General features: G+C 23.2%; 18 protein-coding genes. 3 read left to right on the plus strand and 15 right to left on the minus strand.

Annotation, left to right across the window (positions count from 1 at the left end; translation table 4 throughout):
* Positions 1–95: 95 nt before the first annotated feature.
* Positions 96–329, minus strand: a complete 234-nt coding sequence (locus SLITO_RS03025) for a transposase (protein ID WP_075058308.1) — start codon at positions 327–329, stop codon at positions 96–98.
* Between the two features lie 899 nt (positions 330–1,228).
* Positions 1,229–2,770 (minus strand): lipoprotein, encoded by a 1,542-nt coding sequence (locus tag SLITO_RS03040; protein ID WP_075058311.1) that lies wholly within the window; start codon positions 2,768–2,770, stop codon positions 1,229–1,231.
* Between the two features lie 182 nt (positions 2,771–2,952).
* Between SLITO_RS03040 and SLITO_RS03045 the strand changes: the two genes are divergently transcribed.
* A complete protein-coding gene (locus SLITO_RS03045; RefSeq protein ID WP_075058312.1) occupies positions 2,953–4,398 on the plus strand; it encodes an MATE family efflux transporter in 1,446 nt (481 codons plus the stop codon).
* Positions 4,399–4,452: 54 nt separating this feature from the next.
* Here SLITO_RS03045 and SLITO_RS05840 read toward each other — a convergent pair whose 3' ends face one another.
* The 7 genes from SLITO_RS05840 to SLITO_RS03070 form a co-directional block, all read right to left on the minus strand.
* Positions 4,453–5,049, minus strand: a complete 597-nt coding sequence (locus tag SLITO_RS05840; RefSeq protein ID WP_200901520.1) for an IS3 family transposase — start codon at positions 5,047–5,049, stop codon at positions 4,453–4,455.
* Entirely contained in the window at positions 4,977–5,615 is a 639-nt protein-coding gene (locus SLITO_RS05845) for a hypothetical protein (protein WP_083433358.1), read from the minus strand. The genes SLITO_RS05840 and SLITO_RS05845 overlap by 73 nt, the downstream gene beginning before the upstream one ends.
* 148 nt (positions 5,616–5,763) lie before the next feature.
* Complete coding sequence (locus SLITO_RS03055; RefSeq protein ID WP_075058313.1) at positions 5,764–7,203, minus strand: glycoside hydrolase family 1 protein; 1,440 nt, start codon at positions 7,201–7,203, stop codon at positions 5,764–5,766.
* Positions 7,190–9,631, minus strand: coding sequence for a glucose PTS transporter subunit IIA (locus SLITO_RS03060; protein ID WP_075058314.1), 2,442 nt, complete (start codon positions 9,629–9,631; stop codon positions 7,190–7,192). The genes SLITO_RS03055 and SLITO_RS03060 overlap by 14 nt, the downstream gene beginning before the upstream one ends.
* Positions 9,632–9,719: 88 nt before the next feature.
* Positions 9,720–10,454 (minus strand): MurR/RpiR family transcriptional regulator, encoded by a 735-nt coding sequence (locus SLITO_RS03065; RefSeq protein ID WP_075058315.1) that lies wholly within the window; start codon positions 10,452–10,454, stop codon positions 9,720–9,722.
* A gap of 96 nt (positions 10,455–10,550) precedes the next feature.
* Positions 10,551–10,694: a hypothetical protein gene (locus SLITO_RS05980; RefSeq protein ID WP_158500627.1), complete on the minus strand. Its 144-nt coding sequence runs from the start codon at positions 10,692–10,694 to the stop codon at positions 10,551–10,553.
* Entirely contained in the window at positions 10,682–11,338 is a 657-nt protein-coding gene (locus SLITO_RS03070; protein ID WP_075058316.1) for a hypothetical protein, read from the minus strand. Before SLITO_RS03070 ends, SLITO_RS05980 begins: the two co-directional genes overlap by 13 nt.
* 170 nt (positions 11,339–11,508) lie before the next feature.
* Here SLITO_RS03070 and SLITO_RS03075 point away from each other — a divergent pair, with 170 nt between their 5' ends.
* On the plus strand, positions 11,509–11,832 hold the full coding sequence (locus tag SLITO_RS03075; protein WP_075058317.1) for a hypothetical protein: 324 nt from the start codon (positions 11,509–11,511) through the stop codon (positions 11,830–11,832).
* A gap of 198 nt (positions 11,833–12,030) precedes the next feature.
* On the opposite strand, the gene SLITO_RS03080 is transcribed toward SLITO_RS03075, so the two are convergent.
* The 3 genes from SLITO_RS03080 to SLITO_RS03090 all read right to left on the minus strand — a co-directional run bounded on the left by SLITO_RS03080 (position 12,031) and on the right by SLITO_RS03090 (position 13,547).
* Entirely contained in the window at positions 12,031–12,225 is a 195-nt protein-coding gene (locus SLITO_RS03080) for a hypothetical protein (RefSeq protein ID WP_075058318.1), read from the minus strand.
* A 213-nt stretch (positions 12,226–12,438) separates the two neighbouring features.
* The gene (locus SLITO_RS03085) at positions 12,439–12,789 is read right to left on the minus strand and encodes a hypothetical protein (RefSeq protein ID WP_075058319.1); all 351 of its coding nucleotides are present in this window, start codon (positions 12,787–12,789) and stop codon (positions 12,439–12,441) included.
* 185 nt (positions 12,790–12,974) lie between these two features.
* The gene (locus tag SLITO_RS03090; protein WP_075058320.1) at positions 12,975–13,547 is read right to left on the minus strand and encodes a hypothetical protein; all 573 of its coding nucleotides are present in this window, start codon (positions 13,545–13,547) and stop codon (positions 12,975–12,977) included.
* 124 nt (positions 13,548–13,671) lie between these two features.
* Between SLITO_RS03090 and SLITO_RS03095 the strand changes: the two genes are divergently transcribed.
* On the plus strand, positions 13,672–14,238 hold the full coding sequence (locus tag SLITO_RS03095; protein ID WP_075058321.1) for a hypothetical protein: 567 nt from the start codon (positions 13,672–13,674) through the stop codon (positions 14,236–14,238).
* Between the two features lie 15 nt (positions 14,239–14,253).
* On the opposite strand, the gene pnuC is transcribed toward SLITO_RS03095, so the two are convergent.
* Genes pnuC through SLITO_RS03110 form a run of 3 tightly spaced genes read right to left on the minus strand, consistent with a single transcriptional unit; the run spans position 14,254 to position 16,857 of the window.
* Positions 14,254–14,988 (minus strand): nicotinamide riboside transporter PnuC, encoded by a 735-nt coding sequence (gene pnuC / locus SLITO_RS03100; RefSeq protein ID WP_075058322.1) that lies wholly within the window; start codon positions 14,986–14,988, stop codon positions 14,254–14,256.
* 11 nt (positions 14,989–14,999) lie between these two features.
* Positions 15,000–15,851 carry a PfkB family carbohydrate kinase gene (locus tag SLITO_RS03105; protein WP_075058323.1) on the minus strand — a complete coding sequence of 284 codons (852 nt, stop codon included), beginning with the start codon at positions 15,849–15,851 and terminating at the stop codon, positions 15,000–15,002.
* Between the two features lies 1 nt (position 15,852).
* Positions 15,853–16,857 (minus strand): ADP-ribosylglycohydrolase family protein, encoded by a 1,005-nt coding sequence (locus tag SLITO_RS03110; RefSeq protein WP_075058324.1) that lies wholly within the window; start codon positions 16,855–16,857, stop codon positions 15,853–15,855.
* Between the last annotated feature and the right edge of the window lie 2 nt (positions 16,858–16,859).

Genomic DNA, 16,859 nt, shown 5'->3' on the forward strand with positions numbered 1-16,859 from the left:
GTGCATTTATATATGCAAAGTTGTCACTTATTTACTTTTTTTTATTTATTAACCTTCTTAAATCCGAATACATTTCATCTCTTAATTCTTGATCATTAAGTTGTTTTTTTTAGCTGTTTATTTTCTTTTTGTAAGCTTTTAAGTTTTTCTTCTAAATGTGTTTTTGAATTATCAAAAGCTTCTTCTCCAAATAAATTATAGTTTTTAACTCAATTTCTTAAACTAATTGATGATAGTTTATAACTTTTTGAAAAATTTTCGTATTTAGAATTACTTTCTAAAAATAATTTACATATTTTTATTTTTTCTTCTTTAGTGTATCTTTTCATAAAAAAACCTCTTTCCTTATAATTTTATAATCTTATTTAGATTAATTTTAAATTATGTCCGGAAAAAGGTTACACTACATTTGATGTATTACTATATATTTTTTTTAATAAATTTTCTTTAAAAATTTTATTTCTATTTTCTGAAAGTTTATTTGCAAAGTAAAAACAAAAGTAAATAAAAATAAAATTTAAAATTACAACAAATACTGATATTAATACTCAATTTGTTCAAAGCATTTTTTGATTAAAAAATATATGAATATACATATAGTTCATTATATAAGATATTTGGATAAAATGTTTGTATATATTCTTTGCATAACTTATTATTTAATCCTGCTAATTTACCTAATTTTACATAATATCTTGCAATTAGTAATGATATTATTTGTTCACATAACATTAATTGTATCAATAATAATATTGTTGAAAATAAAACAAAAAATAATAAAAGTATGAAGTATTTATTTTTTAAAATTGTTTTCATAAAAAAAATAGATTAACACCTATTTAAAATCATCTTCAAAGATAATGTTTTTATTAGCATCAATCTTAAGAGATAATATTGATTTATTATTATAATTAATATACTTCATACTTAATTTAGTTTCTTTATGTTTTATATTTATAAATTTTAAATTCGGATTTATGTGTCACAATTTTTTAAACTTAAACCAGCAATTTTATAATCAATTAATTTTGAATATAATTTATTTATAAGTTTATTAGAACTCATTATTAATGATTGTTTTAGCATTTCATCCTCCTTTAAGTAAAGTTTAACACACAATTTATAGGTCATAAAAAAAGAATTGATAACATGTTGAATAAAACAAAACACTGGCTTGAACCAGTGTTTTAATTATTTTATTATTTTTAATAATTAGAAAAGTTATAAATTATTTACTTGATACTTTTACTTTGAAAGTAATTGATTGTGCACCTTCGTAAGTTAATGTAACATCTTGGTCTTGTTCTGTATCTTTATTAGATGAAACTAAAAACACAGTGTAGTATGGATCACCTTCACGACCAGCTATTTCAACATTAAGATATTCATTTTTTACAAATGTTGTTTTTAAAATACCTTTACTTGTTTCGTTATCAATATATATTAAAATAGATAAGCTTTGATAGTGATTTAATTCATATTTACGTTCTTTATTAATTCCTTGAATTACTGGGTCTTTAACTTCGGCTTTCGAAACTTTTACTTCAACTTCTTTTGAAACATTACCATAAGTTAACTTTACAATACATTTTTCTGTTGCACTCAAACCATAAAGCACTAAATCAAATTCACCACTTCTATCAGTATCTCAATCCCTCATTGAAAATGCATCAACATTTTCTTTTCCTTCAATAATTTCAACAGTTATTTTTTCATTCTTAATTGGATTTTCAACTTTAATTTTTGCAATAGATTGACGTTTTTCAAATACTTCTAACTTACCAATTTCATTAAATACAGGTTTTTCTTTAATTGTTGCATTAAATTCCTTTGTTGCTTCTCCATAATTTACACTTATTGATATTGCTTCTTTTTTAACTTTTTTTGCATTTAATTCAATTAAATAAATTCCATTTTCAGCATTTAAATCAGTCTTTATAACATCTATATATTCTGAATCTTCACCATTAGTTAATTTAACTTCTAAATTCAAATCTTTTCTTGGGTTAAATACTATTGCTTCTCTTTTAACTGTTGATTCTACTGACATTTCTAAATCTGCAATATCACTAATTTCTGGCTTTGCATTTGGATCGTTGTTAACAACAACTAGTTTAAACATTGATTGTACTGCTCCATAGTTTACAATAATATCAAAACTTCCAACTTTTATTCCTTTTATGTTTAATACAATTGGGTTTTCTATGTTTTCATCAGTTCCACTATTAGTTTTAATTGTAGCAATATCATCTTGAACTATTGTCAATTCATATTCACTACCTTTAATTCTATTTGCAACATCTAATTTAAATGGAGTTTCAATTTCTTTTGAAATTTTAGGTAATTCATTTATTGGGTTAAATGATGGTCTATTTTCAATTTGGCTTAAAACTTTGCAATCAAATGTTTTAACTGAATCATCATATTTAACAGTAACTTTTGCTTCTTTATTTGCTCATTTACCAATTAATTCAATTAAAAAATAGTTTTGATTTTCTTCGCTTATATTTTCTTTTAAAGCAGCATGTAAAACTTCTTCATTTGAAGATGTTACTTCGATTTTGGCATTTTTAACAATTTTATTAATTCTTACTAAAACAATTTTATTATCTTGTTCATACAATGATTGATTTTTAATATCATTAATTTTTGCACTATCTTTTTGTGGGTTTGATTCACTATTATCAGTAGTATTTCCACATGAAACAGCAACTGCTGAAGCTGATGTCACTAAACTTAATGATGATAATATACTTATTAATTTTTTCATTTCTTATTCTCCTAATATAACTATAAATAATTTAATAACCTATATGGTTATTACACATATATATTATCAAATTTTTTTTATTATAATAAAATAACATTTTCTATTCAACATAAATTTTTATAAAAAAAATATTATATTCATTATATTTTTTTATAATATATTAGATTAAGGAATATAAAAAAATGAAAAAAGAAAAGTACATAGCTGAACCTTTTGAAAAAATTAAAACCCCTTTTTATAAAATTGAAAATACAAAAGACATTTTTGGTATGGCTATACCTATTTTTGTGCAATTATTATTTACAATATTAATAACTCAAATAAATCTAATTGCAATTAACAATTATAAAGGTGGTGCCTATGCTGAAGGAACATCTAAGGCAGTATTAGCATATAATACTTTACAATTTGTACCAAGTTTAATTGCTACAGGAACTATTATTGTTGCTGGAAACTTAATCGGTCAAGGAAGAAAAGAAGAAGTATCTAGGGTTATAGTAACAGGTATATTAGTTAATTTAGCTATTATGTTACCAATATTTATGATAATTACAATTCTTAGTGATATGATTGTTGGTTGGGTTGAAGCTTCTGCTAATGAACCAATTAAAGATGTAAGTGGTCAATATATACTTGAACCAACTGAATTAAAATATGTATCAGATTATTATCGCTTTACTAACATTAATTTAGTAATGATGAGTGTTTATCAAGTATTTGTTGCAGGTTTACAATCAATTAAAAAAAGTAAAGTTGTTACAATTGGTACAATGATGGCAAATGTTATTGATTTAAGTTTAATATCAATACTATTGTATGGTACAAATATACCTCCAGTATATAGTTCTTTAGTATTGCCAATAACTGGATTATTTCAAATATTTTTTATGATGTTTATGTGCTTTAAGTACTTAGATTTTAAAATTAATCGTCATAAACAACTAAGCTGAAATTATGCAAAAGAAACATTAAGAACTGGTTTACCTATTACTATTGAAATGGGAGTTTGAAATCTATGTAACTTTGGAACATCAGTTGCAATAGGTCAATTACATTTGGGTACAGGTAATCATTGAATTATATTGCACAGAAATGCAAGTAGTATTGGTCAATATTCTTCTGCATTTATTCAAGCAATTGGTACAGTAACTGCTGTATTTGTTTCAAGAAAAATTGGCGAGAAAGATAAACAAGGTGCATATGAAATTGCATTGGATTGTTGAAAAGCTGCAATTTATGTTACTTTAATATCTAATTTAGTTATGATTGCAGTAAGTTATCCTTTATTATGAATATTAAACTCTAAAGATACAGCTGTTCCATGAGGTGTTTCTTTACTTACAATATTTTCAATAAAAATATTATTTGACACAGTCAACATGACACTACTAAGATCTTTGTGAAGTGTTGGTGACTTATGATTCCCTATCATCGTTTCATTTATTACAATGGGTATTGGTATGGTTATTCTTCCATTTATAATTGTTAAAGCACTTAATATTGTTGAAGGACCTGGATTATTGTTAATATATACAGCAGTTATTGTTGATCCATTGCTAAGGTCAATTGTATATGTAAGAAGATGATTAAAAGGTAAATGGCAAAAATATATTCACATTGTGAAGTAAAGAACTTAAAAAAAAAAAAAAAATCTGTTTTGAAATTATCAATTAAAATTGACATTAAAAAGATACTTTCTCCATACGAATTTCGTATGGAGTTTTTTTATGTTTTAATGAAGGTCTAACATAATTATAAAACTCTATATAGTCTGAGATAATTTTATAAATATTTGAATGATGTAGTTCTTTTACTTTATATGTATATATACATTCATTTTTAAAAGTTCCAAAAAAAGACTCACAGGCACCATTATCTGGTGAATTTCCTCTTCGTGACATAGAAATATTTATATTATTAGTTTTACATAATCTTTCTCAAGTTTCATTTGTATATGGTGATCCTTGATCTGAGTGGATTATCTTTGGTGCACCTCTTTTTTTAATGGCGCTTATTAAATTTGTATGACATAATTTATTATTAGGACTAACCGATAACTTTCAATCAATAATTTCTGAATTAAACAAATCCTTTATAACAGATAGATATACGTTTCCATTAATAGTTTTTATATAAGTTACATCTGTTACTCATTTTTCATTTATATTTTTAGATTTAAAGTTTCTATTTAGTAGATTTTCAAATCTTAATGGACCTGATTTATATAGTTTGGAACTTTCTTTTTCTTTGCTGCTTTTAAACTCATTATTTTCATATATCTATAAACAACTCAAGGGTTTAATCTTTCTTTAAAGTATTTGTTTAAAAATAAAGTTATCATATTATAACCATATCTTTTTTTAAACAAGTAAAAAAGGCATCTTATCTTAATTGCTAAAATTCTATTATAATTTTTATACTTTGGTTTTCCGTTTTTAAGTCATTTTAAATATCCATACCTTGAAACTTTTAAATATAAACAAGATAATTTCAAAGAAAACATTCTTTTAACATTAAAAATGGCGAAGTACTTTTCCTTAGTTGTCTTCGCCAAATGCTTTTTTAAAGCTCGTTCCAGTTTCAAAGCCTCTCTTAATTCTTCAATGCTCATATCATCAGGTTCTTTAAAAATTCAATCATGAGATTTAAATTTTTTGATATTTCCTTTTGCTTGTGTTCCGCTACCTCATTCAAGAGCGCCTTCACCTTTAACTTTTACCTCTGATTTTCATCTTTTAATTGTGCTAGTACTAATATCAAACTTTAATGCCGCATTTAAAATACCAATTTTTTTTGATTCATTAATTATATAAAGTTTTTCGTTTTTTGTTCATTGTTTTGCCATATAAAAAGAACACCTTTCAATAAAATTTTAACAATAAAAGTACTTTTTTACTGTCAATTTTATTTTAGATGTTCAGTTTCACATAATTTTATAATTTTTTAAATTATTTTTAATTAAATTATGAAAAAGATTTTTTTTATATCTTATTTTAATATAAGGAATCATCTATAAATTTTTTAAACCAAAAATAGCTGTTTTTTTTATATCTTTTTTTAGAGCCATTTCCATAATCATCTTGATCAACATAAATAAGACCGTAACGTTTTGACATTTCATTGCTACCGGAAGAAATAACATCAATTGGAGTTCAAGTTGTATAACCAAATACATTAACTCCATCCTGAATTGAATTTTTAAGTTCATTTAAATGAAGTTTTAAATATTCTATACGATTATCATCAATTATTGTAAAATCGTTTTCTAATTTGTCATTAATTCCTATTCCATTTTCAGCTACAAATAAAGGCAAATTATATCTATCTCATAAATCATTTAAAGTTATTCTTAACCCAATTGGATCAATTTGTCAACCTCATTCACTTTCCGTTAAATATGGATTTTTACCCATTTTCACAAGATTTGCTTCTACTTTTGAATTTTCTGTTAAAGAATTTACACCACTCATATAATAACTAAAAGATATATAATCTATCTTATTATCTCTAATCAACTCTAGTTCATCTAATTCTATATCAAGATTAATATTATTATCTTTAAAGTATTTAAGCATATATTTTGGGTACACACCTTTAACCATTAAGTCATAATAAAAATAAACCTTTATTTGTTGATCTTTTAAATTATATAATACATTTTCTGGTTTACAATCCAACGAATAACATGTAAACTGAGCTAACATACAACCTAATTTAAATTTTTCATTAATCTTTTTAGCTATTTTTATAATTTTTGCATTTGCTACAAATTGATTATGAAGTGCCTGGTAGCAACTTTCTAATAAATTTTCTTCTTTATCCACTATAATCCCAGCACTAACTCATGTAGAAAAAATAGTTGCATTGATTTCGTTAAATGGAATCCAGTACTTGACATAGTCTTTAAATTCATTTAAAACCACACTTGCATAATCAATATATAAATCTATAACTTTTTTATTTTTTCAACCGCCATATTTTTTTACAATTTTATAAGGCAAATCAAAATGTGATATTGTAACTATAGGTTCTATGTTATATTTTTTACATTCTTCAAATACATTTTTATAAAAATCTATTCCTTTTTTACAAACTTTATTATCATCTACATTTGGTATAATTCTAGATCAAGAAATAGATAATCTAAATGCATTCATACCCATTTCATAAATCAATTTAATATCTTCCTTGTAATTGTTATAAAAATCTATTCCTACTCTTTTTGGAAAAAACAGGTTAGATTCATTTTCAAAAGCAAATTTAATTTTTTTAGAATTAGTTATTTTTGTTTCTTTTATATCTTTTCTATTTTTAATATCTTCAAAATATTTTAAATCAGCTACAGTTAATGACTTACCATCTTTATTGTAAGCACCTTCAATTTGCGGAGCTGAAGTAGCTCCTCCAATTAAAAAACCTTTAGGAAACTTCATTTTTATTTCTCTTTCTATTTATATATAACAAATCTTCTTTACGTTCATTCAATTCGAAATGTATGTCAAGTGAGTGAATTGAATTGTAATAATTATTCATAATTTTATTTGTATTATTATTTATAGTAAATATTTTTTTTAACTCCCTTTCAATTTTAGATAACAAATTATTCTGCAAAAATTCTAAACTTTTCAAAGCTTCTTTATAATTTTTTAAAAACTCATTTTTTTTATTTTCTAATTTTAGAATTTTATTATTATTTTTTAATTTATTTATTTTTTCTTCAACAATATTTAATTTATCTAAATTTTGATTAATATGATATTTATTTTTTTGCATTTCAAATTTAACAATCATTTCATTTTGCTTATCTAATAAATTAATAATTTTAGATTCAATTTTAGAATTTAAAGACAGCATTTTTTCTATCCTTTTAATTTCAAGCTTTTCTTGCTTTGAGAATTTAAAATTTTGATTGATATTATTTAATAATTTATCAATTTCTTTTTCACTTAAAATATTATTTATTTTTATAAACTTTACTAAAGTTTTATTAGTTTTTAATATAAGGAAATTTTCATTATGTCTTTCTTTATACATTAGGAAAGTGAAAACATATGAAGCAAAAATTGATATAAATGATCCTAAAAAGAATATTCCAATTTGATATGCGCCTCCTGGTATAAATCTAGTTACACCTAATAATCCCATACCACCAGCAACTGATGCATTAATATTCAATAGACCAGTTATTAATCCTGCTAAACCTGCACCTAATGAACCTGCAATGAAAGGTGTAAACTTTGGTAAAGTTATACCATATATAATAGGTTCAGTTATTCCAACTATAGCAGACGGAATTGCAGAATAGGCAATTTCTTTTGTTTTAAAGTTGTTGGTTCAGTTACCAATGCAAATCACAGCTCCTAATTGTCCAAAAACTCCAAATACAGAAGCCGCATATAATGGACTAGGTAAATTTTGAATTACAGCCATAATAATTGGCACATGAACACCTGTAAGTACAAGAGGCTGTCATAAAAGTGCAAACAGCATTGTTCCAATGCCATAAGGAATATCGCCAAGTCATTTTACAGCAACTCCTACAAGACCCTCTACAACACCTAAAATTGGTCCTAGGATAAACATTATAGATGTCATTACAATACCAAATGATATTGCAGTTCTAAAACAAATATCAATTGATGTTGGCATTCAACTTTTTACTCATTTATCAACATATACATATAATGATCCAGCAACTATTTGTGGGATAATAGAATTATAATATCCTCCTAATTTTATTTTAATGAAACCTCAATCAAATAAAGTATAGTTAATACCTCACATTAAATATGGACTTGCAATTGCAACACCAATTAAAGCGCCGACAATTATATTTCCTTTAAGATATTTAACAGTACTTATGCATAAAAATATACCCAGCATACCAATTCCAACTTCTGAAATAATATATATAAATGCTGAAAATAATTTTGCATTTCTCATTTGATCATAATTTTTTATATCATCAATTACATTAAATTGTATTAATAAAGATTTTATAGCCATAAGAATACCGGCAGCTAAAATTATTGGAATTGTAGGGACAATTACTCCACTTATAAATCCTAGAGCCTTATCTTTAAATCCTTTTTTAACTGCTTTAATTTTAATATTTGTATCTTCTGGTATAATTTTATCTATTTCTTCTTTTACTTTATAGACATCTCCACCAATAATGATTTGTAATTCTTGACCACTTCAATTTATACCTTTAACAATTGATAGCTTTTTTATTTTTTCTTCAGAAACATTATTTTTATCATTGATTATAAATCTTAATCTAGTCATGCAGTTATAATAACTAGTAAAATTAGTTTTGCTTCCCACTAGTTTGATTATTTCTTTTGCGCTTGTTAAAAACTTACTCTCTTTTTGTAATTCTGTTTTATTCGAATCAGTTTTTTTTAAAAATAGATATCCAATTAATTCTCCTTGTTTTACTTCTCCACTTTTGTTAAGTTGAAAATTAACTGACTCATCATTGTCAAAACAAATCATTGTTTGTTTTGACAATTTATTTTTAGCAATTAAATCGTAGTCTACTTTTAGAATTAATTCATTCACATTTGAAATATTATTAATTTCTTTAAAGTATTCAAATGGTTGTCCATTCAATTTAACAGTGTCAATTCCGATATGAATCAAAGCTTTTGGACCATATATAGACTTAATAAAAAAAGCATGTTTTGTTTCAAAGAGCATTTCTATGCTAGATTCATCAAAGATACTATGTACTTCATTTGAACTAGGTTCAACTAAAAAACCATCACCTAATATTTTTGAAGAAAAAGTTTCATCTTCACACTCGGTAATTGATTTAATAACACCTGAAATTGGTGCATAAATTTCTATTTTTTCCATTCTATTCTCCTTTAAGTATATCTTTGCAAAAAATAGAAAATTATTCCATAAAAACATATATTAAATAAATTAGTTTCCAAAAAGGAAACTAGTTAACTGTACTTATTATTTGAGCGATTAAATAATCTAATATTATTGTTCTCATGTAATAATTTGTTGAAGAATTAGTTATGTCGAAAATAATTTTGGCATCACATTTATTAATTCTTTTACTTAAAGCTCTACTCGTAAGAAAAATTATATTATTATTATTTTTTACTTTTTCATAAACTTTAAAAATACCATCAACTTCCATACCACCAACCATGAATAATATCGTTGTTTGATTTTGATTTATATCAATATTATAATTAGCAACCAACATATCTGTAAAAAATACTTTACATCCTTTTTTATTTAGATAAAAATATAAAGTTTTAGCATGATTAATTAATTGATGCGATGCAACTATGTAAGTATTTTTTTTTAATAATTTTGCAATAATAACTAACTCATTTTTATAATTATCAAAATAATTTATGCAATTTACTATATAATCTTTTGTTTCTTCATAAGTATTAATTTCAATATTATTATTAAGTATTTTTATATAGTTTTCTCTTTCAAACTTTAATCTACTAACCAATTCTCTATATCCTGTAAATCCTAATTTTATACAGAATTTCGATATCGCTGATTTACTTACAAAACAAATTATAGATATGTCTTGAATTGATAAAAAATTATTTTTTTCAAAACACTCTAAAAGATTTTTTATTATGATTTTTTTTAATTCATTTTCTGTTTCATTATATATTGATATAAGTTTTTCTCTAAGATTCATAGTTACCTTCTTCAATGACGTACGAATTGATTATAAAACAATGTTTATGTTTTGACAAATATCTTCACTTAATTTAAATATTTATTTTAAATTAAGTTATATTTTATAAGTTTGATTAAATAGTGACTCTAGATCACATTTTTCTACTATTCCATTAACTCTAAAACGTTGGAATTGAAAATCTCCTTCATTTTTTATCTCATTTTGATTATCAGCTGCTTTAATGGTTATTTTATACATTCCAATATTATCTGAGTTAATTGCTGAGCTTTTTTTAAAACTATGTCATTTATTTTAATTGGATTTAATGCTTTATTTATGGTTACAAAAGTTTCTAATATAACTTTAGCAACCTTTTCCTTATTAGACAAATCATCCTTGGATTGCATTTCATAAAAACTATATGTATATACTAATCTATTTTCTTTATCAGATAAATCTAATGAACTTGCTATAAAAAATATATTATCTAGTTTTCCTTTAACAACCTTAGAATATGAACTTGCAGTTAAATTAAAATTACGATTTATTGGTTGTCCTTGTACAGACTGATAGTTATCAAGAATTAAATTATTTAAATACTTTTTATACCCATTTAATTTAAATAAATTAAAAATTAGTATTTCTTTATCATTACTATTTAAATCGCTATTTTGTTTTTTATTTTCAAATCCTTTAATATAACCAATTTCTATTTCAAATTTGCTTATATCAAACAAATCTGTAACTGTTACCTTAAATGAACTATTGGTTGCGTTTTTATATTTTAATGTAATATTAGTAGTTCCAATTTCTAATGGTTTAACTGTTAAAAGATTTTTATCATCATCATAAGTACATTTGCAATATTTGAAGATTGATTTTCAATTGTTAGTTTTTCACATTCAATTTTATTTTTAATATTTACATTTTGTGTTATTGGGTTGTCTTTAATAGACATTTCAATATCATTGACTTTATCAATTACAGGAGTATTATATTCAGTTACACTTATTTTTAAGTATTCAGATTTAGTAGAATTAGTTGCATAAAACTCTAATGTTTCTTACCAACCTTGACAGCTTCTATAGTAATTAAAGATTTTTCAATAGTTGCTTTTATAAAATCGGGGTTGGATTTTGTTTTTAGATCAAGTATTTCATTATTATATTCAACAGTTTCTTTGGGCTTTACACCATCAATTATATTTAAGTTAACTTCTTTTTTACTTAAGTTAATGTCAACTTTATTTTCAATTTTATATAAAATTACAGTTAAAGTTTCTTTTAAAGAATTTGTAGAACTGAAACTTATTATTGTTTCACCAACATTTATACTTTCTAAATTTACTTTATTTGATTCTTTATTAATTGTTGCTTTAACAATATCTGATTGATAATATGAATCTATTTTTAAATCAATTACTTTTTTATTATAACCAACTTCTAAACTATGACCATATTCAACCCTAAAAGGAGATAAACTATCGTCAAATATTTTTCCTGGAATTCCAAGAAACTATGCCTTTAAAAAATTTGATATAAAAATTTAACATAATAATTCCCAATAGACGTGTTTTTATTTATTTCTAATGTAATTAAATAATTTCCATATCTATATGAATTTTAAAATCATCATGGGATGATTTATTGTCAATTTCTATGTCTTGAATATTTTTATCATAAGAAATTGCTTTAGTAGTATTAATTTTTTGAATAAAAATAATGTCATTTTTTTCAAACATTTTATTAATCACATTAGAATTAGCTTCACCATTGTTTGAATTAGGCAAAAATAAAAATAATACTCCAGCTATTAATAAAGTGAATATTAATAATAATATAATTCATATTTTTTACTTTTTATTGGAGATTATTACTTGTTTTTCTTCAAGGGTAACCTCTTCTTAATCATCGTTATCATCAAAATTAATTGTTTTATAGTGACTGTTTTTTCTAAATCAGGTTTTATCAGTTTTTCTAATTCTTTTTCTTTTATAGCTTAATTAATTTTTTTCAACTACTTTTTGAGAATCATCATGTTTAATATTTTTATTACCAAAATTATTTTTATAATTATAATTAAATATTAAATTTGGGTATATTCATAGGTTACTAAATTCTATTAGTGTTAAACTATCAAATGGAATGTTATAATTTACATCATATTCAATAGTTGCAATGTATACAGGTACTTTTATAAGGGTAATATATTGATTTGATCGATAATCTTTGGAAATATAAAGCTTTGCAATATAAACAAATGTGTCGCTTACATAATTAAATTCAAATAAAATATTATTACCTCTAATATCAACAACATAGTAATAGTTGTTTTTAATTATAATGCAATACAAATTTTTCTCACCTCAAATCATATATAGAATATTAATAAAAATACAAAAACTTAATATTACAATTAGTATTTAAATACAAATAAATACACTTATATTATATAAAAACAAATAATTAAATTATATGTTTTTTACCTTAAAAATAAAATGACAAATAAAAAAGTTCATTAAAATGAACTTTTTGATATTTAAACTAAAGCTACAACTTTTTGATATATTTTTTCAATGCTATTTACAGATAGATTTTCATCTTTATTTTCAAAGATTCCCTTATAAACAAATAATGTAAAATTTGAATCTCCTTTTGTTCCTTTTATAGTCATTAAATGAGTTGTGATAACATTTACGTCACCTTCTTCAACACTTGGATTTAGATCATCTAATTCTTTAAATATTTCTTTTATTTTAGCACCTAAAAGACTAGAATTTTCATCATCTGAATCAGAGAAATTAATAACCTGACCATCTAAATTAATTTTACCTATTTTTGGTAATTCAGTTGTATCTTCATAATTTACACCTAATTTTTTATCTTCACCAACTTGTAAAGGTTTTTTAGTACTTAAAATAGTTGTCAATTCTTCATCTTTTAAAATATTGACAACATCTATATTTTTTTTACCCTCTTTATATGTTAGTTCTGGAGCAGGTTTTATATCATCACCTTTAGCATTATCTCCACATGAAATTACATTAGCTGTAATTCCAATTGTTGAACTAGCAACCCCTAAAGTTGCAAATAAACTTAATAAATTTTTCATATTATTTCCTCCTATAAGTTACAAATAAGATTATATCAAAATTAATAAATATCATTAAATTTTTATTATAAATATTAATTATTAATATTTTATAAGTTATAATCAAACTATAGGGGGATATTATATGAAATTTAGATATAAGTATTTAATCAATTCAATTGCATCAATTATTATTTTTATAATATTGGCTATTACAATATATTGTATTGGTATTAATATTACTAATTCATATGATAATTCAGAAGTATTATTTAAAGGGTGAAATAAGTATGAAAACGGTTTTAATAGCCTTAATAATTTAGGTTCATTTATTGAACGATCAAATTTCAACAACTTCTCAATATTATCATTTGCATTTTCAATTATTTTATTTGTTATTTCATTAACTTATTTTATATATTGTTTTGTGTTGTACTTATTAACTTTTATTAAACCTGAATTTAAAGTAAGTTCAAAAATTCAACTAATAGTTAATGTAATTTTTATTTTTTTAATAATATTATTTTCTCTTTTATTTATAATGTCAATGGTTTCTATTTATTTAGACTTTAAAAAATTTATTGGATTTGAAGATATAAAAATGCAAATTGGTACTAACTTTTATATTAGTGTTGTATTAAATGTGTTCTGTTTTATTATTTTAATTTCACTAGTAACAGTATTAAATACAAAATATAGAGAAAATAAATAATTATTATTATTATTATTATTTAATGCTTTCATTTGATTTTTTTAATTTTATTCAATTTATAATTCCATAAACTGAGTTAATTAAATATGAAATGTACATTATAACAAATATTATTGCAGTTGTTTTTTCATAGACTTCATTTTGAATATTAATTATTATAATTACTCACATTGTTAAATTCATTATATTTGCCAAAATTCATAGAATTCATTGATCAACATATCTAAAAACCATCAATAAAATTGCGATTATTGTACTTATTAGTATGAAACAGTCAAATCATACGTTTTTTGCAATTGAAAAATTATACATTATTAAAGAATAAATTAAATACATCACCATTAACATCATAAAAGAAAACATAATTCCTTTAAAAGATAACCTTCTTGCAATTACATCATCCTTTTTGTTTCTATTTTTAATTCATAAAAAGAAACCTACAATATTCATTGGTATATAAAAACATGTATGTAAAATTACTGAACTAATAAGTATACCTTGAAATGCAATTATTATATACATAATTGAGTTAACTGTTGCGATTATAAAAGCACTTAATTTACCTTTTGCACCTAAAATTACACCAATTGTACCAGTTATCCCTGCAATAATGGCTACAACACTATCTTTTGCAATTATTCCTAAAGTTAGGATAAGTATCGATGACGAAATTAGTAATGTTAGTTCAAATATTTTTCATCCTGATATCTCGTTTTTTAAAAAACTTAAAAATTTATTTTTATTATTCATACGTACCTTCATTAAATTATATATTTTATTACATTTTTGTTTGCATACTCAACAGCATCATTAAATGAATTATTTTTATTAATAAGTCATGAAATTATTAGTCCAATGTGGGTATCTCCTGCACCAGTTGTATTATAAATTTTTGTTTTATTTGATATTTTAAATTCTAAGTATTCACCATTATTATAATATGAACTACCTTCGCTTCCAAGAGTTACAATAATAGCATTATTACTTTTTTGATATAAATCTTTTAAAGCTATTAAAATATCATCGGTTTTGCTATATTCTAATAATTCTTTTTTATTTAAATGAATAATTGGTTTTAGTTTCATTATTCTATTCATCAAATCATTGTCAATATTGGTTATATTTGGTCCTGGACAAAATATAAACTTCTTGTCTTTATAATTTTCTAATTCACTAATAATTAAATCCCCACTATTATCTGACATTCTATACCCTTCAAAGTATATATATTCATATTTATTTAAGTTATATTTATTAAATCACTTTTTTTTAAACTGTTTTTCAATTCCTTTTGAAGTTACAAAAGTTCTTTCGCCATTATTTTCAACCAAAGTCAAGCAATAACCATTATCTTGACTCTGATCAACTACAAAATTATTATATTTATTTTTATCTAATTCTTCTTTGACATAATTTGCAACTATTCCTTTACCAACTGGTGAAAATAAATCAAAATTAATATTTTCATTTTTTAAAACTTTTGAAACATTAAAAGCACATCCACCAACTCTAAATTCATTATTTTTACATAAAACATCAGACCCACTTTTAGGAAGTTTGTCAATGTACATAATTATGTCTACAATTGCCGCGCCAATAACAAGAACTTTCATATTATTTTTTACCTTTATCTAATAAATATTCATAAATTAAATTTGCATATTTGTTCAAATTTATATTATTATTTTCATCAATTATTTTTACCCAATTTTTATCAAGTTTATCATAACCTTCAATTGCTCCACAAATTGCACAAGCCATTGCGCCAATAGTATCAGTATCTCCACCCATATTAGCAGATAACAAAGCTGCTTTTTTTACATTTTGTGAATAATATGCAATTGCAATTGCAGAAGGCACTGATTCTATAGTGCTTACACCAGCACCAATTACGTCATATAATTCATTAATAAATTCATTATCATTATATTTATATTGATCTGCAATTTTAATTGCAAGTTCAATTCTTTTAGATAATGATGGACTAAAAGTTTCTGACCCTATTTTTAATGCTATTTTGTCAACTAAATATAGTTTTTTTAATGTTTCAATGAATTTAAAATTGTTTAAAGAACAACAAACTGCCATTGCTATAATTGAAGCACCCGAAATAGCAATATCACTTGAATGAGTTATTTTAGAAATTTCATAAACAAATTTTACTAATTGCATTTCTTCATTTGGTGAAAATAGTACTCCAATTGGAGCGATTCTCATAGAAGCACCATTTGATAGTGCTTTTTTAGTAATAAATTTATTATCTTTATTATTTTTTATTAAATTCAAAGCTTGTTTAGAAGTTGGTCCTAATATATTATTTTCAAAAGCTTTATTATTTAAAGCTCATTTTAATAAATTATCTCCAATAATTTTTGAAGACGGTTGAAAATTATTTTCTATTAAGGAGTCAAGTATCACTAATGCTTGGGCAGTATCATCAGTAAATTGTCCTTTTGTGTAGTTTTTTGCAACTTCATTTTCTAATGGTCCATCTAAAAAAGTAGATATTCCATTTTTAAAATAATTTTTAACTTTATTTTTATTTCATAATTCAGAAGGCATTCCCATTGCATCACCTATTGCCATTCCGTATAGTGCCCCTTTAATTTTATTTAGCATAT

Origin of the sequence: Spiroplasma litorale (assembly GCF_001267155.1) — a bacterium.
GTDB lineage: Bacteria > Bacillota_I > Bacilli_A > Mycoplasmatales > Mycoplasmataceae > Spiroplasma_A > Spiroplasma_A litorale.